This is a genomic window from Bradyrhizobium genosp. L, from assembly GCF_015624485.1.
GTDB lineage: Bacteria > Pseudomonadota > Alphaproteobacteria > Rhizobiales > Xanthobacteraceae > Bradyrhizobium.
This window is the reverse complement of record NZ_CP061378.1, coordinates 4,695,001-4,718,073: the sequence shown is the minus strand read 5'-3', so window position 1 is coordinate 4,718,073 and position 23,073 is coordinate 4,695,001. Positions and strand designations below refer to the sequence as shown.

Annotated in this window: 24 protein-coding genes and 2 tRNA genes; 11 read left to right on the top strand and 15 right to left on the bottom strand. The window is 62.8% G+C overall.

The features are described from left to right. Nucleotides 1–31 precede the first annotated feature (31 nt). On the bottom strand, nucleotides 32–481 hold the full coding sequence (locus tag IC762_RS22445) for a hypothetical protein (RefSeq protein ID WP_195784398.1): 450 nt from the start codon (nucleotides 479–481) through the stop codon (nucleotides 32–34). 121 nt (nucleotides 482–602) lie between these two features. Between IC762_RS22445 and IC762_RS22440 the strand changes: the two genes are divergently transcribed. Both IC762_RS22440 and IC762_RS22435 read left to right on the top strand, forming a co-directional pair. After that, on the top strand, nucleotides 603–1,205 hold the full coding sequence (locus tag IC762_RS22440) for a TetR/AcrR family transcriptional regulator (RefSeq protein ID WP_195784397.1): 603 nt from the start codon (nucleotides 603–605) through the stop codon (nucleotides 1,203–1,205). 122 nt (nucleotides 1,206–1,327) lie between these two features. Next, nucleotides 1,328–1,402, top strand: a tRNA-Thr gene (locus IC762_RS22435). 92 nt (nucleotides 1,403–1,494) lie between these two features. Here IC762_RS22435 and IC762_RS22430 read toward each other — a convergent pair. Then, entirely contained in the window at nucleotides 1,495–1,923 is a 429-nt protein-coding gene (locus IC762_RS22430; protein WP_195784396.1) for a hypothetical protein, read from the bottom strand. Nucleotides 1,924–2,046: 123 nt separating this feature from the next. Here IC762_RS22430 and IC762_RS22425 point away from each other — a divergent pair, with 123 nt between their 5' ends. The 3 genes from IC762_RS22425 (at nucleotide 2,047) to IC762_RS22415 (ending at nucleotide 3,905) form a co-directional block, all read left to right on the top strand. After that, nucleotides 2,047–2,742 carry an urease accessory protein gene (locus tag IC762_RS22425; RefSeq protein WP_195784395.1) on the top strand — a complete coding sequence of 232 codons (696 nt, stop codon included), beginning with the start codon at nucleotides 2,047–2,049 and terminating at the stop codon, nucleotides 2,740–2,742. Nucleotides 2,743–2,914: 172 nt separating this feature from the next. Continuing rightward, complete coding sequence (locus tag IC762_RS22420) at nucleotides 2,915–3,382, top strand: hypothetical protein (RefSeq protein ID WP_195784394.1); 468 nt, start codon at nucleotides 2,915–2,917, stop codon at nucleotides 3,380–3,382. Between the two features lie 61 nt (nucleotides 3,383–3,443). Further along, nucleotides 3,444–3,905: a hypothetical protein gene (locus IC762_RS22415; protein ID WP_195784393.1), complete on the top strand. Its 462-nt coding sequence runs from the start codon at nucleotides 3,444–3,446 to the stop codon at nucleotides 3,903–3,905. 159 nt (nucleotides 3,906–4,064) lie between these two features. Here IC762_RS22415 and rlmB read toward each other — a convergent pair whose 3' ends face one another. After that, nucleotides 4,065–4,889, bottom strand: coding sequence for a 23S rRNA (guanosine(2251)-2'-O)-methyltransferase RlmB (gene rlmB, locus IC762_RS22410; protein WP_195784392.1), 825 nt, complete (start codon nucleotides 4,887–4,889; stop codon nucleotides 4,065–4,067). Nucleotides 4,890–5,085: 196 nt separating this feature from the next. Between rlmB and IC762_RS22405 the strand changes: the two genes are divergently transcribed. Further along, nucleotides 5,086–5,171 (top strand) — tRNA-Tyr (locus IC762_RS22405). 25 nt (nucleotides 5,172–5,196) lie between these two features. Here IC762_RS22405 and IC762_RS22400 read toward each other — a convergent pair. Next, entirely contained in the window at nucleotides 5,197–6,150 is a 954-nt protein-coding gene (locus IC762_RS22400; RefSeq protein ID WP_195784391.1) for a tyrosine-type recombinase/integrase, read from the bottom strand. Here IC762_RS22400 and IC762_RS22395 point away from each other — a divergent pair. Next, a complete protein-coding gene (locus IC762_RS22395) occupies nucleotides 6,140–6,454 on the top strand; it encodes a phage tail assembly chaperone (protein ID WP_195784390.1) in 315 nt (104 codons plus the stop codon). The two genes, IC762_RS22400 and IC762_RS22395, sit on opposite strands and share 11 nt — an antisense overlap. Here the strand turns inward: IC762_RS22395 and IC762_RS22390 are convergent. Next, nucleotides 6,451–7,104 (bottom strand): hypothetical protein, encoded by a 654-nt coding sequence (locus IC762_RS22390; RefSeq protein ID WP_195784389.1) that lies wholly within the window; start codon nucleotides 7,102–7,104, stop codon nucleotides 6,451–6,453. The two genes, IC762_RS22395 and IC762_RS22390, sit on opposite strands and share 4 nt — an antisense overlap. Nucleotides 7,105–7,329: 225 nt before the next feature. Continuing rightward, nucleotides 7,330–7,557, bottom strand: a complete 228-nt coding sequence (locus IC762_RS22385; protein ID WP_195784388.1) for a hypothetical protein — start codon at nucleotides 7,555–7,557, stop codon at nucleotides 7,330–7,332. A gap of 1,517 nt (nucleotides 7,558–9,074) precedes the next feature. On the opposite strand from IC762_RS22385, the gene IC762_RS22380 reads away from it, so the two are divergent. Then, nucleotides 9,075–9,416 carry a hypothetical protein gene (locus tag IC762_RS22380; protein WP_195784387.1) on the top strand — a complete coding sequence of 114 codons (342 nt, stop codon included), beginning with the start codon at nucleotides 9,075–9,077 and terminating at the stop codon, nucleotides 9,414–9,416. A gap of 27 nt (nucleotides 9,417–9,443) precedes the next feature. Beyond that, complete coding sequence (locus IC762_RS22375; protein WP_195784386.1) at nucleotides 9,444–10,061, top strand: phage tail sheath family protein; 618 nt, start codon at nucleotides 9,444–9,446, stop codon at nucleotides 10,059–10,061. A gap of 67 nt (nucleotides 10,062–10,128) precedes the next feature. On the opposite strand, the gene IC762_RS22370 is transcribed toward IC762_RS22375, so the two are convergent. The 5 genes from IC762_RS22370 to IC762_RS22350 form a co-directional block, all read right to left on the bottom strand. Beyond that, nucleotides 10,129–11,091, bottom strand: coding sequence for a 3-hydroxyacyl-CoA dehydrogenase (locus IC762_RS22370; RefSeq protein ID WP_195784385.1), 963 nt, complete (start codon nucleotides 11,089–11,091; stop codon nucleotides 10,129–10,131). A gap of 30 nt (nucleotides 11,092–11,121) precedes the next feature. Next, nucleotides 11,122–12,030, bottom strand: coding sequence for an SMP-30/gluconolactonase/LRE family protein (locus tag IC762_RS22365; RefSeq protein ID WP_195784384.1), 909 nt, complete (start codon nucleotides 12,028–12,030; stop codon nucleotides 11,122–11,124). Nucleotides 12,031–12,057: 27 nt separating this feature from the next. Continuing rightward, nucleotides 12,058–13,101 carry an ABC transporter permease gene (locus tag IC762_RS22360; RefSeq protein WP_195784383.1) on the bottom strand — a complete coding sequence of 348 codons (1,044 nt, stop codon included), beginning with the start codon at nucleotides 13,099–13,101 and terminating at the stop codon, nucleotides 12,058–12,060. A 14-nt stretch (nucleotides 13,102–13,115) separates the two neighbouring features. Beyond that, complete coding sequence (locus tag IC762_RS22355) at nucleotides 13,116–14,633, bottom strand: sugar ABC transporter ATP-binding protein (RefSeq protein WP_195784382.1); 1,518 nt, start codon at nucleotides 14,631–14,633, stop codon at nucleotides 13,116–13,118. An 80-nt stretch (nucleotides 14,634–14,713) separates the two neighbouring features. Further along, on the bottom strand, nucleotides 14,714–15,913 hold the full coding sequence (locus IC762_RS22350; protein ID WP_195784381.1) for a substrate-binding domain-containing protein: 1,200 nt from the start codon (nucleotides 15,911–15,913) through the stop codon (nucleotides 14,714–14,716). Nucleotides 15,914–16,431: 518 nt separating this feature from the next. Between IC762_RS22350 and IC762_RS22345 the strand changes: the two genes are divergently transcribed. Both IC762_RS22345 and IC762_RS22340 read left to right on the top strand, forming a co-directional pair. Next, nucleotides 16,432–17,145, top strand: coding sequence for a FadR/GntR family transcriptional regulator (locus tag IC762_RS22345; protein ID WP_195784380.1), 714 nt, complete (start codon nucleotides 16,432–16,434; stop codon nucleotides 17,143–17,145). 151 nt (nucleotides 17,146–17,296) lie between these two features. Continuing rightward, nucleotides 17,297–18,970 carry a phage tail sheath family protein gene (locus tag IC762_RS22340; RefSeq protein ID WP_195784379.1) on the top strand — a complete coding sequence of 558 codons (1,674 nt, stop codon included), beginning with the start codon at nucleotides 17,297–17,299 and terminating at the stop codon, nucleotides 18,968–18,970. 49 nt (nucleotides 18,971–19,019) lie between these two features. Here the strand turns inward: IC762_RS22340 and IC762_RS22335 are convergent, their stop codons facing one another. The 4 genes from IC762_RS22335 to IC762_RS22320 all read right to left on the bottom strand — a co-directional run bounded on the left by IC762_RS22335 (nucleotide 19,020) and on the right by IC762_RS22320 (nucleotide 23,066). Further along, nucleotides 19,020–19,421, bottom strand: a complete 402-nt coding sequence (locus IC762_RS22335) for a DUF302 domain-containing protein (RefSeq protein ID WP_195784378.1) — start codon at nucleotides 19,419–19,421, stop codon at nucleotides 19,020–19,022. Nucleotides 19,422–19,555: 134 nt separating this feature from the next. Then, entirely contained in the window at nucleotides 19,556–21,067 is a 1,512-nt protein-coding gene (locus tag IC762_RS22330; RefSeq protein ID WP_195784377.1) for an ATP-binding protein, read from the bottom strand. Nucleotides 21,068–21,253: 186 nt separating this feature from the next. After that, nucleotides 21,254–22,000: a YkgJ family cysteine cluster protein gene (locus IC762_RS22325; protein ID WP_195784376.1), complete on the bottom strand. Its 747-nt coding sequence runs from the start codon at nucleotides 21,998–22,000 to the stop codon at nucleotides 21,254–21,256. Between the two features lie 148 nt (nucleotides 22,001–22,148). Beyond that, complete coding sequence (locus IC762_RS22320; RefSeq protein WP_195784375.1) at nucleotides 22,149–23,066, bottom strand: LysR family transcriptional regulator; 918 nt, start codon at nucleotides 23,064–23,066, stop codon at nucleotides 22,149–22,151. Between the last annotated feature and the right edge of the window lie 7 nt (nucleotides 23,067–23,073).

Here is a 23,073-nt window from a genome sequence, read left to right as displayed (position 1 = left end):
TGCATTTCCAGCGCGTAAGTGCTCTCGCCCTTTAGTCGCAGGGGATCAGACCGACCGTAGAGCCGTAGTTGATCGAACACATTCGCCGAGGCTGTGGTGTCGGGGGAGGCGCGCAGGTGTTCTTGCCCATCGGCGATAGGCAGGGGTCAGCCTTCGGCCCTGCATATTTGAACGGATGTTCCGCCAGATACTTCCGACTGATCTGGTCCTTGCGAGCCATCAGCGCATGGAATTTTTGCGACCATTGCCGTGCTTTGGCCTGGTCATGCGATGCGACGATTGCCTGCCCCTCGGGAATCATCTTCGCGATGGTCATGTCGATCTGGATAAGCTCAGGGGATGCTCCCGATTGCACCAATTTCCGATCCATGGCGATAACTTGGGCCCACTCCTCAGCCGATTGAGCTTTCGCAGCCACGCCACAACTTGCGATTGCGGCCGCTGAAAGCAGCAGAACCGACAGTCTCGTCACCATGCTCATGAAAATTTCTCATGCCCTTCGGTGAACTCCGTCCAGCCGGAGTCCATCGGTGCGATGGATAGAACGGTCAGTATATTAAGTCCATATGGAAATCGTTGGAGAAATTTGATCTGAGAGATCGATGAGTTCGAAGAAAGAGCAGCTCATCAAGGTCGCGACCGACCTGTTTTCACGGCACGGCTTTCACCCGGTCGGCGTCGATCGGATTCTGGCTGAAGCCGGCGTCGCCCGCATGACGCTCTACAACCACTTCCAGGGCAAGGATGACCTGATCGGCGCCGTCCTCGCGCAGCGCTACGAGGATATTCTGGCCAGCCTTCGCGCCGATGTCGCGCCGACGGCTTCGGCCAAGGAGCAATTGAGAGCTGTCTTTGCCTGGCACGAGAGGTGGTTCGGCTCACCGGAATTTTCCGGCTGCCTGTTCGAGCGTGCCTTGGCCGAGTTTGGCACGGACTATCCGCAAATTTCCGCCGTCGCTATCCGATACAAGACGACCATGACGGCATGGATGGGCGACATGTTGAAGAGCGTGATGCCGGAGCATGCGGCAACGCGGATATCGTCGGTCCTGATGATGCTGCTCGATGGTGCAACGATCGACGCCCGGGCGTTTCATGACCCGACCATCGCCAGCAGGGCGTGGAGCGCCGCCGAAGCCATGATCGAGCGGGAGATAGCTCCGGAACGCGGCAAGTCCGGCGCTGGCGGTTCTTCGCCGCCGTAGCGCGCGACCTTCGCGCCGCGGGCATGAACTTGGCGGCCGGCGGCACGGGCAAGCGAAGCTGGTTCTGCTTCTGGCTCTTGCCCGCCAAGTCTGCTATGCGAGCGCGCAAATCCCTCGCATTCGCCGGCTTAGCTCAGCGGTAGAGCAGCAGTTTTGTAAACTGAAGGTCGGGGGTTCAATCCCCTCAGCCGGCACCACCACCTGTGCGGCGGTGGCTTGCGGCCTCCCTCGGCAGCGAAAGGGCAGCCTTTGGGCCGCCCTTTGCCACCCTCGATGCAGGTCGGGCTCGTTACTGGCAGGGATGCCGGAGGCCGTCGCTGCCGCGGAACCAGGTGCCGGGGGTGCAGACGAAACCGTTCCGTTGCGCATAGTCCTCGCCGCCGCGGGCATAATAATCGGGACCGCGGAACGGGGCGGTGGCGATTGCGGCTGCGGTTCCGACCGCGCCGCCGACCACGCCGGCCGCGACGTCCGCCGGGCCGGGGTCATAGCGGTTGTAGCTCCGTTGCCAGTCACGGTCCTGCCAGTCGCGATCGCGCTGGGTGCTGCGCTCACGATAAGTGGTGCCGGCATAGCCCGGTCCGACTGTCTGGCATCGCGCGTCCGGATTGGCGTTCGAGCAGCGCGCCGGCGTGCCGATCGCCTGCTGTGCCATTGCGGGGGTCGCCAGTGCCGAGGCCAGCAGCGCGGCGGCGCCGAGGATCTTGAGTTGCGTCATGGGAGATCTCCTCTCGTCGTGGTCGAGAGCTAATCTCGCGATGCCGCGCCTGTTCCTGTCGTGTCTTGCTTCCCGTTCAAACCGGTGTGAAGTTCCCAGGGTTCACGCGTGGGCGGGGGATCGATGTTCGGAATCTTGAGTCTCGGTTTTCTGCTCGGCATGCAGCATGCGCTGGAGCCTGACCACATCGCCGCCGTCTCCAGCATCGCGGCGCGCCGCACCCATGTCGGTGACATCGTCAAGCACGGTCTGACCTGGGGCCTCGGTCACACGCTGACGCTGTTCGTGTTCGCCGGCGCCGCGATCCTGCTCGGGTGCGCGATCCCGGAAACGGTAACGCAGCCGATCGAGACCGCGGTCGGCATCATGCTGGTCGGCCTCGGCGGCCATCTGTGGTGGCGGCTGTGGCGCGACCGCGTGCACTTCCATGCCCACAGCCATGGCGACGGCACCAGTCATCTCCACGCCCATAGCCATGCCGGCGAAACCCTGCCGCATGCCCGCGCGCCGCACAGCCATGAGCACGGCTTCCGTTGGCGCACGCTCCTGGTCGGCCTGATGCACGGCATGGCCGGATCGGCGGCGCTGCTGGTGCTGACGGTGTCGCAGGCCCCAAGTCCTGTGATCGGGCTCGGCTATGTCGCGTTGTTCGGCGTCGGCTCGATGATCGGGATGGGCGCGCTGTCCAGCGTGATCGCGGTGCCGCTGGCGGCCTCTGCGCGCTGGCTGACCTGGGCCAATCGCGGCCTGCAGGTGGCGGTCGGTGCGGTCACCATCGCGATCGGCCTGCATGCGATCATCGAGAACGCCTTCATCTGACGCCCGGCGCGCCGGTGAAGGCCCGTTAACGATTCCTGATCGCCTTCGACCGCATTGACCGGCCGCCGATGCTTACGCGTTAGGCTTACCGGCAGTTTCGCGCGCATCCTTAACCCTTCCGCCAAGACGTTGGATTAGGCTGCAGGTGGAACACATCGGGACGACGGGTGATATGCGCGCAGGCCTTGCACTGGCGATATTGGCTGCGATGACATCGCAGGCTGCGGCCGGCGGCGGATTCGACATCGTGGTGCCCTCGCGGCCCGGCGTGCCCATCATCATCAACGGTGTCGACGCCTCCTACGCCGTGGTCGAGAGCGCGATGGGCCTTGCCCGCAACGAGTCGATGGTGCCGACCGTCTATGGCGGCCGGCCGGTCGATCCGGAGCCGAATGTCGGCCATTATTATCCGAGCCTCGGCCACATGCCGGGCTACGGCCGGCTCGAGATCGAGCCGCCGAAGAACCGCGCGCTGCCGCAGCCGGCCGAGAGCTACCACCAGTCATGGTCGGCGCAGTCGGCGCCGCTGCCGGCGCAGTCCAATGTCCCGACCGATCCGCCGCCGGTGATCTACGCGCCGCAGTTCAACGGCACGCAACAGGCTCCGGCGCGGCGGAGACCGCTGACCAGGGGGCCGTAGAGCCCACAACCAGCCTTCAAGAACTACGCGACCAAAGAAAAGAGACCTACAGGAGAGAGTAATGCGTCAAATGATCAAAGGACTGATTGCGGCTGCGGCCGTGCTGGTGGCCGCGCCCGCAATGGCGTGCGGCTTCAATCCCTGCGGCGTGCCGGTCTATTCCGCGCCCGTCGTGAACTATGGATGTGGTGGTTGCGGCGGCTACGGCTACGGCGCCGTCGAGCGTCTGCCCGATCCGGATGCGGCCTATCCCGGCGCCGCGCAGCAATACTACTATGTCAACCAGGGCCCGACCTACACCGGCCCGGGCAATTGGGCGCCGCGTCCGTATTACCGCGAGGGCTACGGCCGGCCGCATTATGGCTATCGCCACTATGGCTATGGCTATCGCCACTACGGCTACGCCCAGCACTATCGTCCCTGGTACCACCGCCCGCACTACGGCTATCGCCATTACGGCTACGCGCCGCATCACTATGCGCCGTATCACTACGGCCACCCGGTGCTGCGCCGCTACTACTGATCGGAATATCCGCAAGAGCAGATCAGCGCCCGTTCGCGATATTCGCGAGCGGGCGTTTTGCTAGAGCTTTTCCGTTCCGATGGGATCGGAACGGAGCTCTGGACTGTTATTTTGACGCGTTTTCTTCACGCGAACCGGTATCCACTTCGCTCGAAAACGCTACATGAGCCCCAGCCGGTTGGCGCCGACATAGAGCGCGAGCACGGCGGCGTTCGAGACGTTCAGGCTCTTGATCTCGCCGGGCATGTCGAGCCGGGCGACGGTGCTGCAGGTCTCGCGGGTCAATTGCCGCAAGCCTTTGCCCTCGGCGCCGAGCACCAGTGCCAGCGGTGCACGCAACGCCACCTTGCCGAGATCCTCCGTGCCCTCGCTGTCGAGGCCGACGGTCTGGAAGCCGTGCTCGTTCAATTCGTTCAGGGCACGCGCGAGATTCTGCACGGTGACGACAGGCACCAGCTCGAGCGCGCCGGAGGCTGATTTCGCCAGCACTCCGGTGGCCTCCGGGCTGTGGCGGGCGGTGGTGACGATTGCCTTCACCGCGAACGCCGCGGCCGAGCGCAGGATGGCGCCGACATTGTGCGGATCGGTGATCTGGTCGAGCACCAGCACGATGCCCTCCAGCGCCAGCGTGTCGATGCCGGGCGAGGGCAGCGGATCGGCCTCCGCCAGCAGACCCTGGTGCACGGCATCGGGGGTAAGGCGGCGGTCGATGTCGCCGGGCCGCACGATCTCCGGCGTGACACGGGTTGGGATGTTCTCCTCGGCGAGCCGCCGGGCCGCGTTCTCGGTCAGATAGAGCTTGCGGATCTCGCGATGTGGGTTGGCAAGTGCGGCCGCGACCGTGTGCCAGCCATAGAGAATCACGGGTCCGTCGGAACCATGCTCGCGGTCCCGCCAGGCCGGCGGACGGCCGGATTTCGGCCCTTTTTGGAAGGGTTTACCGCCCTTGCTTCGGAAATTGGGTTTGCGGTCGCGATCGCTCATCTGAAGCTTGTGTCACTGATATCGCAGAATGGCAATTTAACCGGCAAATAGCCGGCCTGCTTGGTTGACTTTGGGGACCGGCTTCGCCCATAAACGCGCCCGACCGCGCGGCCGCTTCGGCCCCGCAGGGTTACCAGCGTCATCTAGATGACCCGGTCCGCTGCCACTCGCACGGCCGGTTGGGCGCTGTTGGAACGGGGGAGTGTCCCGAGTGGCAAAGGGAGCTGACTGTAAATCAGCCGTCTTATGACTTCGAAGGTTCGAGTCCTTCTTCCCCCACCAGCCTTCAAATCCGATATTGATTTTATTATGAAATCTCGCCTGCGGCCCGCACCTGAGACGAAGGTGCGGGAATAGACGTTCGGCTTTCGTCCAACGTGTTGATACCTTGCGCAGCCAGTTTCGCGCGCTCTGCCTCGCGGGTATAGACCTCCGCCTGGCGGATATTCGTCCATCCGAAAATCGCCATGAGCTGGTGAGCGGTCGCACCGTTCTCGGCTGCGATCGTCGCAGCAATCTTGCGGACGCCATGCGCGCTCTTCTGGACCCCGGCCTGTCGCGCGGCTTCCGAAAATGCGTTGCCAAAGCTCTCCTTTGTGAAGGGCAGGCCCCGCGCACCGCATGCCCATGTCAGATCTCCGATGGGACCGGCGTCGAGCGTTCGCTGCAGGACGTCCAAAATCGGAAGCGTCACCGTGATCGTTTCTCCACTCTTCTCGGTCTGCCACTGAATCACTCGGATGCCACCGATCTCCCTTTCGTGCTGCCGCCCAATTCTGGCGGCATCGCCACGCCGTGGACCCATGAATAAGATGACGTCGAGCCAGACGCGCTGCCGCGTACCGAGCGGAAACTTCCGTTGATAGGCAGCCACGTCCTCGCGAGTCCATTTCGGAAATCCGAGGCCCTTCTTCCTTTTGGGCGGATCGACACCGATCGTGGGATCAATTTTGACGTGCTTACGCTTGAGTGCCCAGCCGAAAAGGCCCTTCATCGTGTCGAGAAAATTGCGCGCCGCAGAGGGCGTCTTCGATCGGCGGTCTAAGCCGGCTACGATGTGATCGTTGCGAAGCGCTGCATAAGCCTTCGTCCCGTTTTCTTTGAGAACATGCAGCATGATGTTTTCACGCTGCCGTCTCGTCGACTGGGCAAGCGCAGCCCACTCTCCGGATTCTCTGTATCTGTCCCACAACCATTCGAGCGACGAGGTCAGGATGCGCGACGCAGCACCGGGGAGGGGCTGGCCATCAATGGCCGCCAAAGACGGTCCTGAGATTCCTGTGGCCGGCCGACGCGTTTGGGGCATCTTTCTGGACCTCAACCGCACTCGTGGCGGCGGGATGGGACCAGCGCCGATCAGTTACGGGGAAATTGAAGCCTGGTCACTAATGCGACGTGAGCCGGTGCGGCCGTTCGAACTAGACGTGATCCGCGCGCTCGATGAAGCGTTTTTGAAGGAATGCGCGGAGAGAGTACAGGATCCCAACAAACCCGCGGTCAGCAGCCGGCCACTCTCACCGCAACTTTTCGATGCGTTGTTTGGCGGTGTGAAGTCGGGGCGCTAGGGCTTCATCGACTGGGTGATAGCCGGGAAGTATCGATCTTTGATCTGGCTGATGCCGAATCCTACAAGAGCGCCAATCACGCCCGTTATGGCATACATCAGGAGCTGATCCTTATTCCGTTGGAAGAATCCGCGAACATCTGCTCTCCGCTGTGGGTGCACGACAATGCAGCGTCGGATGGAAATATACGTTGCACAGGCGTATGCCAGCAAGAGTGTGAGTTGCACGGCCAGTACGACGACCTTCAGGGTTTCGTCGAACGGAGCAAAACCTGCGAAGCCCATGATCGTCAAAAGAGGAACGACGATCCAAGCGTTGTAAAGCCAGCGCGGTCGTCGCTGGCTGTCCTTGAGGATGCGATCAATACCCAAAAATAAAACGGCGGACGTTGGTCCTGATCCTACGTACAGCCTTCCAGGTTCGATTGAGCAATATGGTGATGTCGACGTAAGCTTTACGTCAAACTGCGGCGCCTCGCCAAAATGCTCCTTGGCCGCCGCCAAGGTCCCGAACTTGTAGGTCGTTGTCTCTAGTTCGACGTTCTTGGTGTTCGCCTGTAGAAGCTCGAAAATATCGGAGACGTCATCCCAATACAGAACGATGGGGATGTATTTACCCCAGTACTTTTCCTCGATTTTGGTTTTCGACATGACGTGTATCCACGGAAAAGCCGATAACATAACTCCGGCGGCACACGCTCGCGCCGCCGGGATTGGATCGTCGCGCTCCGCTATCGGCCTTTGAACTGGTCTCGTCGTTCCAGCGTCTCAATTCGCTTCGTGAGATTGACGAACGCTTTCTCCACCTCGCGCTTGTAAGTCTCAAATTCCTTCCGCAGCTTTTCGGTCTCACTATTGTCGCTTGCCATAAGAGCATCACTCCGACAGGACGAAACGATAGTTTCGAGTTTCGATGTGCCCTGGTTTGTAGGTCATCGACTTGGAACCGGCCACGATATCTTTCATCTGCGACTGAAGACCTCGAGCAACATGCTCCGTTGCATACGCTTTTACTTCTTCGATTATATTGGCGTAGGTGTCGCTGACGCCGCATTGCGGACATGAGCAGATATCGGCGGGGCTCGGATCCTCTGGTCCGTTCAAGTCTACTCTGCAGGCCGCGCAGATGATTCGATGAGTTGTTGTCATTTGCTTGGTTTCTTTTTCGGCTTGTGCTTCGCTTGAGCCAGATCCGATCCGGCTACGGATTTGACGGTCGGGCTCTTGCTCGTGCGGAGCAATTTCGATGCTTTGGACGCGTCGCGCTTAGATGTGGTCATTGATTCCCCCTTTGCGAGTGAGGGGAGGAAGATACCCGTGATTCGCGAGGGCATCCGGAGTTACTACCGCAATCCACAACTCGTAATCGTCGGTACGGGGAGCGAGCAAATTAACATTGAGAAATCAATATGTATTTGTCGCCCGCACCTTTGAACTAAGGCCTTGGATTTGTTTTACTATTCTACTCCTTCTTCCCCCACCAGCCTTCGCTCGCGTCGCGAGCTACGGCTTGGCAAGCCAGCAGACCTCCATCGGAGTAAAGTGAGCGAAGGCTGCCTCGCCGAAGCCCGAAGAGTGCGGGCGGGCGGTCTTGATGATGCAATTGTTCGGGCGGAAGCAACAACCCCGCGCTAGCCAGCCGGCTGATCAATGACGCCAAGCGAAGGGTCGCCGCAGCTTCGGTTCGATCGAGCGCTCGCGCAATCTCGAAGAGGTGGAATTTGGCTGCTCGCACAGCGTCAACAATGCGAGATCGTCGCCGTCCGACCAGCGCGAATTCTTTCAGCTCTGCAGCATACCATCCGCAGGGAATCGATGATTCTTCGGAAAGGGATATGCACTGAAGCTGACGGGAACCTGATACCCCCTCGAGTGATCGGCATGCCCTAAGACAGGGGCGCCGCAGCCAGTTCGCCAATCTCAATCCCGCTCTGCGGTCAGCCACTTAGTCATTTGCGCGCCAGCATCGGCTTGCCGCGCCAGTCGAAGGAGGGCCTGTCTCTCGACACCGGCAGGAAGCGCCGAAGCGCGTTCGCGCAAGTCCTTTGCTTGCTCTGTCAGCCGTACTTCAAGTGTTTCGATCTGGATGACCCGGCGTCGGATCGGTCCCGTGCGGATACGCGAATTTTTCCCATGGGCCGGTTGGAGCCCCGGAATCGCTAAAAGTTGGAGGCCCCCAAACGTTTGTGGTCGGCAGTAGTACGCTGAAGCAACTCGCTGGGTGAAAAGGCAGGCGCAGTGGCTGACGCAGCTGTAGATTGTAATCGTACCTTGACGATTACGTTCGAGGTCGGGCAGACTTTCATCGACATCCATTTCGGAGTGAAGAAATGATCAGGGCGATGATTGTCGTGTTCGTGCTCCTCGTTTCGTTCGGGGCGACGTTTCCCGGTAACGCGACATCGGTAACCAGGCCTTATGATCAGGGTACAACGAACCGCGTGTCTAACGGTTCTTGTGTGTGCAAACGCCACTGCAACGAATTCGCGGCACATGGCCAATTGACCGGAGAAACATTGAAACAGTGCAAGTCGGATTGTGAGCAGACATATTCCGGTTGCACAAAGGGGACGATGCGGCGTTAGACGCCGGAGGTCAGGTCGACAGGTGGACGGCGTCCGATGCCTGATCACGTCAGCTCTCCCGGCGTTTTCATTCAGGAAATACCTGATGGCGTTCATGCGATCACGGGCGGTCGCGTGCAGGCGCAATCTCGACTGGTGCGCTGGCGTGGCGCCTGGCCTCCCAACCCGTTGCCCGTTGTCGCTGCCGCCGATGACGACGTCACCAAGGGCGAAAAGCAGCTCGCCGCAGCCAATGCGGGCACCCCGCCGGTGCAGGCAGACATCGACAACGCCCGGCAGGCGCTTGCTGCGGCAAAGACCGCGATGGCAGCCTCCGATGGCCTGCCGCTGACCTTGAAGGACAGCTTCAACCCGGCCCAGGCACAGGCCGCCAAGTAAGGTCTCTATGCGCTCGAAAAAGCCAGGATGCCCAATCCGCTGCACAACGATGAGGTCGAGGACTTCGCGCCGAGTGGCGCGATCGCCGGCGTCTTCGCGCGGACCGATGCGGCACGGGGAGTCTGGAAGGCGCCTGCGGGCCTCGATGCCACGCTCAACGGCGCTTCCCAATTGACGACGGTCGTGACCGACGCGGAGAACGGTCAGTTGAATCAGCTCGGGCTCAATTGCCTGCGTTTCTTTCCGACCGCGGGGTACGTGGTGTGGGGAGCCCGCACGCTGCGCGGCGCCGATCAGCTCGCCGACGACTACAAATATATCCCCGTCCGGCGCACCGCATTGTTCATCGAGGAGAGCCTCTATCGGGGTTTGCAATGGGTCGTGTTCGAGCCCAACGATGAGCCGCTGTGGGCTCAGATCCGGCTCAACGTCGGCGCGCTCATGCAAATCCTGTTTCGGCAGGGCGCCTTCCAGGGCGCGTCACCGAGCGATGCTTACTTTGTCAAATGCGACCGCACGGTCACGACACAGGACGACGTCGATCGCGGCGTGGTGAATGTGCAGGTCGGACTTGCAGCGTTCAAGCTGGCCGAGTTCGTCGTCATCAACATTCAGCAGATGGCGGGCCAGACTGCTGTTCGATGAAGACGAGGCTCGTCGCGCCGGCCTCGGTTGTGCCTGAAGCGTATGGGAAATCAGCGAAGCGTGCGCCTCACGAAGCGTCGGACGATCCGGCCGCTGCAACGGTCAAGCGGCTCTTGAAGTCGACCAGTTTGGCGAGGAAATTGTCGCGCCATCGCTGCTTCGCTGGAATGTCCTCGGCTGACGTCTGCTTGCGCAGCGTGTCTTCGATCGTTGCGACCAGCGCGTCGGACCAGGGCCGTGGATCCGCCTGTTCCTTGGCAAGGCCGTGATACATCGGACCCAGGTTGCGGCAATATTCCGCGATGCCGGTCTTGGCGTTGAGATCGATGGTCTGGAATGGACCCATAAAGCTCCAGCGCAAGCCGAGGCCGTCGGCAATGGCGCGGTCGACCTCTTCCGCGTTCACGATACCGTCTTCCACCAAACGGAAGGCTTCGCCGAGCAGCGCGCTCTGCAGGCGGTTGACCACGAAGCCGCTGATCTCGCGCCTGAGCTGGATCGGGGACTGGCCGATGCGCAGCATCAGCGTTCGGGCGCGCTCCACGACATCGGGTTTCGTCCAGGGCGACGGCACGATCTCCACCAGTGGGATGAGGTGGGGCGGATTGATCGGATGGACGACGAGGCAACGCTCGCGCGTTGCCATCGTCTCGGTGAAAGCGGAGGCGGGGAGACCGGACGTGGAGCTCGCGAGAACAACCTGTGGCCCGGCCAGCGCGTCGAGCGTCTTGTAGAGCTCGATCTTGATCGGAAGCCGCTCGGGCACGCTTTCCTGAACGTAGTCCACGCCAGCGAGCGCTTCCTCGATACTCTTCGTCGACCTGACCCGCGCGGCGATCGTCTCGGCAGGATCGGGCAGAGTGAGGCCAAGCGCCTCGAGGCCGGCCGCTGCCGTCCGCACGAAGTCCGGTACGCGCGCAGCAGAGTTGGAATCGGCGTCGTAGACGACGACCTCGAAGCCGGCTCTTGCGAAGACGAGCGACCATGAGGAGCCGACGACGCCGGCCCCGATCAATGCAATCCGTGTCATGAATTTATCCTGATTGTAACGCGGAGGCGCTCAGGGCGTCTGCGCGCCGCGGGTGTTCACATGGATCGCGTAGAGTGAGGTGTGGCCGCAGATATAGAGGCGATTGCGCTTCGGTCCGCCGAAGCACACGTTGGCGCACTTCTCCGGCACGGGAATCCGGCCGATGATATCTCCGCCCGCCGTGACGCAACGCACGCCATCGCCGGAACTGGTCCACACGTTCCCGTCGACGTCGACGCGGAACCCATCCGGGATGCCGGGGGCGATTTCGGCGAGAACGCGGCTGTTGCGTAGTTGCCCGTCACCTGCCACGTCGAAGGCCCGGATGTGATGAGGCCAGTCGGGATTGGGCCAGAAGCCGGAATCCGCAACATAGAGAATCTTCTCGTCCGGCGAGAATGCAAGTCCGTTGGGTCGCTTGAAATCGTCGACGACGATACGCAAGCTCCCGTCGCGCGGATCGAAGCGATAGACGTTGCAACTGCCGATCTCGCTTTCGGCTTTGCTGCCCTCATACTCGGCGCTGATGCCGTAGGTGGGATCGGTGAACCATACGGTGCCATCCGACTTCACCACGATATCGTTGGGCGAGTTGAGCCGCTTGCCTTCGTAACGATCGGCCAGCACCGTGATGGTGCCGTCATATTCGGTCCGCGTCACCCGACGTCCGCGATGCTCGCAGGTGACCAGCCGTCCTTCGCGGTCGCGGGTGTTGCCGTTGGAAAAGTTGGAATCGCTGCGGAACACCGAGACCTGCCCGGTCTCCTCATCGTAACGCAGCATCCGGTTGCTCGGCAGGTCGCTGAACAGGAGGCTGCGCTGGTCGGCGAAATAGACCGGTCCTTCGGCCCAGCGCAGGCCGGTATGCAGCTTCTCCAGGAAAACGATTGGTATCGTGTACTGCGCGAAGCGCTTGTCGTAGACCTCGAATGGATCCATGGGCGTCCTCCTTGTCAGGTCCTGTTGTCAGGTCTTGTTGTTGGGCGAACGGGTGGTCGTGGCGGCGCGTTGACGCCGTCGCGTGGCGTAGACCGAGAGGCCTACCGCCACGATGAGAATTCCGCCGTTGAAGAAGTACTGGATATAGAACGGCGCTCCGAGCTGCTGGACTCCCGAGAAGGAAAAGGCCAGCAACAGCACCGACAGCAGCGTTCCGATCACGTTGACGCGTCCGAGCTTGATCGAGGTCGCGCCGAGCAACGTCGCCGCAAACGCAGGCAGCAGGTATTCGGGGCCGACGCTCGGGGTCCCCGTTTGCAGAATGCTGCCGAGCACGATGCCGGCGAAGCCGCTGAGCAGGCCAGATACGACAAAGGCGCCGATGATGTGGCGACGAATGTTGATGCCCGTGAGTTCGGCCGCCCGGACGTTGGCTCCGATCACGTAGAGATTGCGGCCGATCGGAAGGTATTCGGTCACGATCCACAGCGCGATGGAGATGATTGCGACATAGACCGCCGGCAACGGGATGCCATCGACGATCTGCGTGAGGTCGGTGAAGGTGACCGAAAGATTCAAGCCGCTGATCTGCTCGCCGTTGGAATACCAGTTGGTCACGCCAAACAGCAGCGTTCCCGTTCCCATCGTTGCGATGAAGGAGTCGATGTGGAAGACGCTGACCAGCAGGCCGTTGCAGAGACCGACCATGATCGACAGCAGAAGGATCAGTGCCGCCGCTTCCGGCCAGCCCAGGCCCTCGTTGACCTGCAAGCCGACGGCCAGCACCTGCGCCATGCCAAGGTGGTAGCCGATCGACAGGTCGAATTGCTTTGTGGCGAGCGGCACCATTTCCGCGAGCGCCAGCATTGCCGTCACCGACTGGCTGACCAGGATCGTGTTGATGTTGATGGCGCTGAAGAAGCTCGAAGGCCTCAGCACGCCGAACACCAGCATGACCAGCGCGAAGACGAAGACCAGGCCGTAAGTGGCCACCAGATTGGATAGCATGCCTGAGGGCGCTGCCTGGCGCGGAGGCTGCGCCGCGCTGTGCTGGAATGTGCTCTCCGTCATATCCCTCTCTGCCATCAATGCACCCGCTCGCTCTGACCGCCCGCCATGGAAGAACGGGTGAGAAGCCCTTCGAGCGTCAGCGTCGAGCCGGTCAATTCGGACGTGATCTTGCCGCGTCCCATCACCAGTGCGCGATCGCAAAGGGCGGCGACTTCCTCGAAGTCGGATGAAACGACCAGTACAGCCGCGCCATCGTCTGCGATGTTGCGCAGCGTGCGATGGATGATGCCTTTTGCGCCGATGTCGACCCCGGCGGTCGGCTCCTCCATGATGAACAGCTTCGCGCCCGTTGCCAGCCAGCGGCCCACGAAGATCTTCTGCTGGTTTCCGCCGCTCAACCAGTCGATCAGCGCGGCGGCGCTGCGCGGGCGAACGTCGAAGCGCTCGAGTTGATCCCGCACGGCCTTCAGTTCTGCTCCCGTATCGATGGGCCTCAACAGTGCGCCTGATACGGCCCGAACGTTGGGAAACAGATTTTCGCGCACCGACATGCCGCCAAGCGTACTTTCGCTGAGGCGGTTGCCGGCGAGCAAGGCAATGCCCTTGCCGATGCGTGCGCTGATCGGCAGATCGGCAGGAATGGTATCTGTCGCAAGCCGGATCGTGCCGGCGGAGTGAGGATGGGCTCCGAAGATCGCACGGCCGATGACTTCGTGTCCGGCGCCGCGCAGCCCCACGAGGCCGACGATCTCGCCCTTGCCGACCGTGAACGACAGCGGTCCCTGATTGCCGGCGCACAGGTTTTCGACGGTGAGGAGCGGCACCGCCTCGCGCGCCCTTGCGGCAGCGACGTGGTCGACCTGCAGGTCGCGGCCGAGCATGTCGCGCACGATCGTCTCGGTGGTCAGCCCCTCGATCGGGCTGGAACTCACATTCCGGCCATCGCGCAGTACTGTGACGCGGTCGACCAGGCCGAACAGTTCGTTGAGCCGGTGGCTGACATACAGGATGCTCGTGCCCGACGCGCGCAGGCGCCGCAACACCTCGAAAAGGTGCAATGCGTCGGGTCCCGGCAGCGATGCGGTGGGCTCGTCGAGCACCACGATCCGTGCATCGCGCGAAAGCGCGCGCACGATGCCGAGGATGGCCTTGCCGGCAGCGCTCAGTGATCCGACGGGCGCCCGGGGATCGGGAGGATCGATCGCCATGCTGGCATAAATGCGCTCGGTCTGCTGCCAGACGTCTTTCCAGGAGATCAGCCCGCCGCGCCGCGGAAAGCCGGCCACCAGCGCCACGTTCTCCCCGATGCTGAGCTCGTCCACGAGACCGAGGTCCTGATGGACGAAGGCGATCGGTACGGGCTCGAGGTGCGGATTGAGACTGCGGCCATCGAGGACGATCTCGCCGTCGTCGGGTGGGTAGATGCCCGCGAGGATCTTGATCAACGTCGACTTGCCGGCCCCGTTCTCGCCGACCAGCGCATGGATCTCGCCGCGGCCGATCGTCAGGTCGACGCCATCAAGGGCGAGCGTGCTCAGAAAACGTTTGGTCACGCCCCGGATCGCAATCGCGGGCTGCGGATCGGTTGCCATTGTGCCTTAGCCTGAGAATGTCCTGGAGGGGCGGTGGAGGGGAGGGCATACGTGCCGCTCCGTCCCCACCGCGGCCGCCGTCACTTGCACGCGGTGTTGCTGCCCTTCCAGATGTTGACGTAGTGGCAGGCGAAGTTGTTGCTCGGCACGAACTCGTTGTTCTTGCCGCCCTCGCTGTCCACGTTGTCCTTCACGATCAGGAACACAGGCTGCAGGAAGTGCGCGGGCTCCTGACCGGCCATGGCGCGGACCACGGCGTCGACTGCCATGTATCCGAACAGGGAGCTCGGCTCGGGAACGCTTGCCACCTCGAAACCACCTTTGCGGATCATGTCGTAAGCGGAGGGCGGCGCGTCGGCGCCCACAAGCTTGATCTTGTCGGTCGAGGCACCCGCGGCCCTGAGGGCGGCCGCGACGTTGGTGTAATAGCCGTCGCAGCACGTCGTCATCCACCAGCTGTCGCCGTAGCGGGCGAGGAGGCCGGACACCGCCGCGTTCATGCGGGCGGAGGCATCGCCGAGCGGCATGTTGATGGTCTCGAGCATCTTGCAGTCCGGACAGTTGGCGATCGGTGTTGTCGTCGCCTTGGCCTTGAAGCGGGCGATGGCGTAGTTGTTGTCCACCATGTGAATGTTGTGGGCCTTGCCCGCGGACATCGCGATCACGTAGGCCGCCTCGGTTTGGCCGATCTCGGCCGGGTTCGAGACGATGTTGTGATAGAGGCCGAGTTCGGGGCTGGGGCCCGGGAAAGCGGTCGCGTGAATGCCGATCACCGGGATGTGCCGGGCGACTGCATCCTTGATCGGTTTCTGCAGCGCATTGGCGTCCGCCGGAGTGACGATCGCGGTCGGGTTCGCGGCGAGGGCCTGCTGCATGGCGGACAACGTACCGCTCACCGTGCCCTGGCCGTTGAACGTCATGACCTTCCATCCAAGCGCCTTGGCGCCTTCCTCCACGCCTTTGCCCCATAGCACGTGCGGCGTATAGGACTGGTCCGGCGACACATAAGCGATGGTGACATCGCCCGCGGGTGCCTTCGGACCGCTCGTCGGTCCCTTCCATTCGGTCTGCGGCTTGGTGCGCTCGGCAACGATTGCCTTTGCCTCATCGACGGAGAGCTTCTCCTGGATGACAGGCTCCGGCCATGCAGGATACGGTTCCGCGCGGGTCTGGGCGAGCGCGGATCCTGCTGCGAAGGTTGCCGGGATGAGCGCCGCGCCGAGCGCGGCCAGCCGCGCCAACCTGGCTTCCAAAACATGTTTATGCAGTCGCTTGAGCATGGACTCCTCCCGATAGATTTTTTGATTGCTTCATTGGTTGCGTGAGCTGTCGACTGCAGCGCGGGATCTCACCCGCGGCGGGGAGGCCCTCGTGCCGCAAACATGCGGGGCCTGCCGGGACCCGCGCGGGGTCTGGATTAGCGTTGGTGCAATGCTTTTGGTGACGACGACGCTCAAGCGTCCATGGCGGCGTAACTTGAGCGCCGACGCCGGGCGGTCGGTGCTGATAGCCGAGACGATGACGCAGCCCGTTCTCAGGCCAACCTGACCGATCGGCCCTCCTTGCTGCGCTCCGCAATTCAGAGGCTGCTTGGACATCTCATCCCAGTTCTTGTTATTCATAATATCTGATATTATGAATTATGATGTGTCAAGGCGGTTTCAGGAGGCTCTATGCTCGCTCCAGTTGTTGAGGACGTGAGCTCGATGCGGCAACGGCACGCGAAAGCCCGCATGCTTGCGGCGGTTTGACGATGACAGCACGGTCAGGTCAGGACGCGCCGACGACGGACGCGACGATGCTCATCAAGCCGGTGAGCCGCGCCACGCTGCCGCAGGAGATCGTGAAGGCGCTCACCGATCTGATCATGAAGCGGGTGTGGAAACCCGGCGACCTGATCCCGTCCGAAAAGGAGCTGGCGATCCGCTTCGACGTCGGGCGGTCGACCATCCGCGAGGCGGTGAAGAGCCTCGTCGTTCTCGGCGTATTGGAGGCGCGGGCGGGGGAAGGATCGTTTGTGCGCGAGCCGACCTCCGAACTTCTCTCCGGCGCATTCCGCTGGGGCGTGCTCCTGAGCGAGGGCAATCTCGACGACTTCGTCGACGTGCGCGCTCATATCGAAGTGGAATGTGCCCGTCGCGCTGCCGCGAACTGCACTGACGAACTGTCGGGCCAGCTACGCAGATGCATTGACGAGATGGGCGCCGAACCCATGGATCACGGGACCTTCATGGACGCGGATACACGATTCCATCTGGCCATCGCCCGTGCCGCCAGCAATCCGATCTTCGAAAACATCGGATCGACAATCCAGTCGATCGTGCGGATCTGGTACCCGAGAACGTATTACATCCCCGAAACAAAAGAGCGGACCGTTTCGGAACATCGAGCGATCGCCGACACGATCGCCGCCCGTGATTGCGATGGAGCGGGGAATGCGATGCGCGCTCACCTCGTCGCAGCCAGCCTCCGGCTGCGCAGGACGTTTACCAAGGATCCGGATGCAGACTAGCGAGACGTTGGACTCGACCTTGCCCAGCGACTGACAGTTTCGGCACGTCTTGGAGGTCGGAGGTCTTCATGGACGTCGCAAGCGCCTTCGCCTTGACTCAGCCTGGCAAGCCATTGATGGTCGCAGGTCAGCTCGACAAGGACAATGTCCGATGGCCGCTAAGGTCAGCGATCCCGGAGTTTTCATTCAGGAAATTCCGAGCGGCGTTCATGCGATAACGGGCGTCGCGACGTCGGTGACCGCATTCATCGGCCGCGCGCTCCGTGGTCCGGACAACGAACCCATTGCGGTCAGCAGCTACGGCGACTTTGAGCGGATTTTCGGCGGCCTCTGGACGGGGAGCACGCTTGGATACGCAGTCCGCGATTTTTTCCAGAACGGCGGAACTCAGGCGATCGTTGTGCGGCTTTACAACGATGATGTGAGTGCCGACGCCAGGCCTGCCAACAGCACGCTGAATGTCGGCAATCTCCATCTCGAAGCCGCAGACAAGGGGGCTTGGGGCGCAAACCTGCGGGCAAGTACGGACACTGATGTTTCCGCCGACGTTGCTGCGCAGATGGACCTCGCGTCGCAGGACCTGTTCAACTTGACCGTGACGGAGGTGGATGCGTCGGAGAACGTCGTCGTGCGCGAGGATTTTCGAAATCTCACGATCAAGGATGGTCCGCAACGCGTCGACAAGGTCTTGCAGGCGCAGTCGCAACTGGTGCGCTGGCGTGGACCTTGGCCTCCCGACCCGTTGCCCGTGATCGCTGCCGCCGATGATGACGTCACCAAGGCCGAAAGGCAGTTGGCCGCAGCGAATGCAGCCATCCCTCCGGTGCAGGAGGATATCGACAACGCCCGGCAGGCGCTCGCCACGGCTACGACAGCGATCGAGGCCTCGGATGGCGTTCTGCTGACGCTGAAGGATAGCTTCAGCCCGGCTGAAGCGCAGGCCGCCAAGCATGGTCTCTACGCGCTCGACAAAACCGATCTGTTCAATTTGCTGTGCATTCCGCCATACACGGCGACCGACGATGTCGAAACCGGCCTGGTCTCGATCGCCGCAAGCTATTGCGAGCAGCGGCGCGCGATGTTGCTGGTCGATTCCCCCAGTGACTGGATCGACGTGACGATCGCGCAGGCGAAGTTCACGTCGACGGCCGACGATTTCGTCGGCACCCGGAGCAGGAATGCCGCGTTGTTCTTTCCACGGCTCAGGATACTCGACCCGCTGCACAACAATCAGGTCGAGGACTTTGCGCCGAGCGGCGCGGTCGCCGGCGTGTTCGCGCGGAACGATGCGGCAACGGGAGTCTGGAAAGCGCCCGCCGGAATGGATGCCACGCTCAACGGCGTTTCCCAATTGACGACGGTCATCACCGATGCCGAGAATGCTCAGCTGAATCAGCTCGGCATCAATTGCTTGCGTTCCTTTCCTGCCGCGGGGTGCGTGGTGTGGGGCGCCCGGACGCTGCGTGGCGCCGATCAACTCGCCGACGACTACAAGTATATTCCCGTCCGGCGCACCGCGCTGTTCATCGAGGAAAGCCTCTATCGAGGTCTGCGGTGGGTCGCGTTCGAACCCAACGACGAGCGGCTATGGGCTCAGATACGGCTCAACGTCGGCGCCTTCATGCAGACTCTGTTTCGGCAGGGGGCCTTCATGGGCACGTCGCCAAATGATGCATACTTCGTCAAATGCGATAACACGGTCACCACGCAGGATGACATCGACCGAGGCATGGTGAATGTGCTGGTCGGATTTGCACCGCTCAAGCCGGCCGAGTTCGTCGTCATCAGCATTCGGCAGATGGCCGGCCAGACGGCTGTCCGCTGAAGACGAGACGCGTGGCGCCGGCCTCCGGTTGTGCCGGCGCCCTCTCGCGTTACGGCGCCGTCGCCTTCGCCGCGATCGCCTTCAGCGCGCCGGTCATCGCTGCGACCACGGGATTGCCCGACGGCTCGATGCCGTGCCGGCCGGTGAGATAGGCCGGATCGTTGTAGGACAGGAACGTCGTACCGGCCTCGTCCTGCCAGACCAGCGCCTTCAGCGGCAGGTCGATGCCGATGGTCTGCGCCGCTTGCATCAGCGGCGTGCCGCCCTTGGCCGCGCCGAAGATCAAGAGATCGGTCGGCCGCAGCGGCAGCCCGACGGCGCCGGCGCCGGCGGCATGATCGACATGTGCGAACACCGTCATGCCCTTGGCCTTCACCTCCGCCTCGAGCCGGTTCATCGTCTCCTGCGGGCCGAAGGCGCTGCGGAGAGTGATCAATCCATCTGCTGACATTGCATGTTCTCCCACGGACATGATTGCGATCAATGCGACGACGATCGTTCTGAACAATTGCATCGTCATGCCCTTTCGAACAGCTTGACCGGATCAAAATCCGGATCCGGCACGAAGCCGTCCTGATTGCTGGATCAGAGAGGCGCGCTGGAGCAGGCCGTCTCCGCCGTCCGGTCGTCGGCATTCGGATCGCCGGCTGCCGTGGCCCAGGCCAGTTCGACCAGCGTCACGGTGCGCCGTCCGGTCCCATCGAGCTGGCAGACGATCAGACCCTGATCCTCGATATAGGTCAAAAGATGCCGTGCACGGCGCAGCGAGTGCGTGCCGTAGGCGCGGGCGATCGCCGCATCGCCGGGGCAGGGCCAGCCTTCCTTGGCGGCTCGCGCAATCATCATGAAGACGCCCTGCATGTCGTCGGGCAGGATCGCGGCACGCAGCAGCACGTCCTGCCACGCATCATCCTCGGCCATGTCGGCGCCGAGCCCGGCACGGGCGCGCGTCAGCATGCGGCGGAATTCTCCGAGCTCCGGCACCACGGCGCCGAGGCCCTCGATCCGGCAGCGCACCACGAATTCCTGATAGAGCACGCCGATGGCGCGGAAGCCGGCGTCGGGCTCCGCCAGGATCGCGCGCAGGATGCGATCCAGCCGCTCGCGCCGCTCCGCCAATTGCTCGGCGCTGAGCGGCTGCTCTTCGGGCTCGGATTCGATCGCCGGTGCCGCTTGCCTTGCCGCCATCAGCTGGTTGAGCAGATCCGGCGCCGGCCGGCGCTGCGGCCGGTTCGTCTCGGGCGGCGGGGCTGCGAGGATGATGGCGCGTGCGTCCTCCAATGCGGCCTCGGGCAGCGGCAGCAATCGCGGCGCTGCGTTGCGCGGCTGGGTATCGGTCGGACCGATGCGCAAGCCGAGCGGGCGGCGGGAGAGGGCGGGGCCCAGCGCCATGAATTGCCCGCGCTCGAGGTCGCGGAAGGCTTCCGCCTGCCGCCGCTCCATGCCGAGCAGATCGGCGGCGCGCGCCATGTCGATGTCGAGGAAGGTCCGGCCCATCAGGAAATTGGAGGCCTCTGCCGCGACATTCTTGGCGAGCTTCGCCAGCCGTTGGGTCGCGATGATTCCGGCCAGCCCGCGCTTGCGGCCGCGGCACATCAAGTTGGTCATCGCGCCGAGCGACAGCTTGCGCGCCTCGTCGGACACCTCGCCGGCGATCGCCGGCGCGAACAGCTGCGCCTCGTCCACCACCACCAGCATCGGATACCAGTGGTCGCGCGCCACCTCGAACATGCCGCCGAGGAAAGCCGCGGCGCGGCGCATCTGGTTCTCGGCGTCGAGCCCCTCGAGATTGAGCACCGTGGAAACACGGTGGATGCGCACGCGCTCGCCGGCGGCCTGCAGGCTGCGTTCGGTATGGTCCTCGGCGTCGATTACGAGATGGCCGAACCGTTCGGCCAGCGTCACGAAGTCGCCTTCGGGATCGATGATGGTCTGCTGCACCCAGCGGGCGCTCTGTTCCAACAGCCGGCGCAGCAAATGGGATTTACCGGAGCCCGAATTGCCCTGCACCAGCAGGCGCGTGGCCAACAGCTCCTCAAGGTCGATGGCCGCCGGGGCGCCGGCCGTCGTCTGCCCCATCTCGATCGCGACCGTCATGTCCCCGACTCAAACTGTCCTTGCGCAGGCGGCTTAACAAGCCGATCGCGCGCCGTCGAGCAAACCGCGGCGTCATCCCCAGCCGCGTCCGCTGTGGGTATGCCGGTTAGAGCGTTTTCGAGCGAGGTGGATACCGGTTCGCGTGAAACAAAAACCTGGAGCCGATCCGATTCCCCGAACGGAGCTCTAGATGGCGACGAACGCCGCACTCCCCGGCATGTCCTTCACCGCGGCATCCATCGCTGTCAGTTGTGAAACGACCTCGGCGCGGGTGGAATAGAACGACCATTCCTGCTCTCTTGGCCGAGCGGCGGACCTCGACCTCATGACGGAGTCGATCGTGTCGCGCAACAGACTGCTGTCGGGAAGATAGACCGCGAATCCATCGCCCTTCAGCGCTGTGACATCGATGCCGAGCTCCCGGCAGATATCGGCCTTGCATCCGATCTCGTCGCGATCGGCTTGACGCGATCGCTCGATCAAGTCGGCAAGTGGCCCGTCGACCACGCGGCCGTTGCGGTAAACCAGCGGACCGGTCACGTCCCAGGTTTCGGGAGAGCAGTCCTTGTACTCCGGACGGAGTTGAATATGCGGGTTGATCTCGACCGGATAGATCCGACACACGAGCGGGCGATGATCATAGATCCCGCAACGGTGGTCGCTGGTGAGGAAGCGACAGGTTCCGACATTGTACGCAGCGAACGTGATGGCAACGTGGGCATGGGCGTCGCCACACCGCACTTTCAGCGATCGGCTCTGCGCGTGGTTACGCTGGACCGGAGGAACGCCGTAGCCGTTGTCCAGGAAGGCTTCGATCAGGATGATCAACAGGCCGCCGTCGTCGACCCAACGCAAGGCCTCGTGCAGGGTCAGTGAAATGTGATGTCCGTGGCAGCACTTGCCGCAGCTGTTGCACGCAAAATGGAGATCCATCGGGTTCGCTCCACCAAGGTTCCCCTCTCATTACGCGAACCTCGCTCGGTTGTTACAGGCCGAAAAGAAAATAGCAGACACGGCGGTCAGCGTGACTGCACCAGCCATACCGAACATGTGACAGATTCGGCCATCGAATCACACACTCTCACTCCATCCTCGCAAACAACTCCACCAGTGTCTCGCGCAGCCAGCGTTGCGCCGGCACGGTGTCGTTGCGCTGGTGCCAGAACAGGCTGACGATTCGCGGCGGCGCCTCAAGCGGCAGCGGAACTGCATGCAGGAATGGCGCGTGGCGGGACTGGCCGCGGAGGTCGCGCGGCAGCACGCCGATCAGGTCGGACTGGCGCACGATCTCGTAGGCCGCGCCGTAATGATTGACGATCGCGACCAGGTTCCGCGACAGCCCGCGCGAGGCGAGGAACTGGTCGTAGGTCGCCGCGGTCCGTCCGGCCAGGCTGACATCGACATGCCCGGCGCCGAGGAAGCTGCGGACGCTGAGCCGTGTCTTGTCGGCCAGCGGGTGGCCCCGCCGCATGAAGCAGGCATAGTCGACGGTCCACAGCGAGCGCGAACGGATCAGCGCCGCGTGCTGGGCCTCGTTGACGTAGACCGAGAGCACGCAATCGACCCGGTTGTCCTCGAGCTGGTCGGCGATGCCGACGATGGTATTCGGCAGGGTGCGGATGCGCGCATGCGGCGCGATCTCGGCGAACCGGTTCAACAGCCGCGGCATCACCAGCGCGGCGACGTAATCCGACATCGACAGGCTGAACTCGGTTTGCGCCCGGCGTGAATCGAAGACGTCCTCGTCGAGCGCGCCGCGCACGCGTTCCAGCGCGTCGCCGATCGGGTCCCACAACGCCACGGCGCGCTGGGTCGGGCGGATGCCGGTGCCGGAGCGTACGAACAGGGGATCGCCGAGTGCATCGCGCAACCGCGCCAGCGCGTTGCTCACCGCGGGCTGCGTCATCTTCAGCGCGTTCGCGGCGCGGGTGACGCTGCCTTCGGTCATCAGCGCCTCGAAGACTTTCAGCAGATTGAGGTCGAGGGTGCGGAACGACATCGCCGAT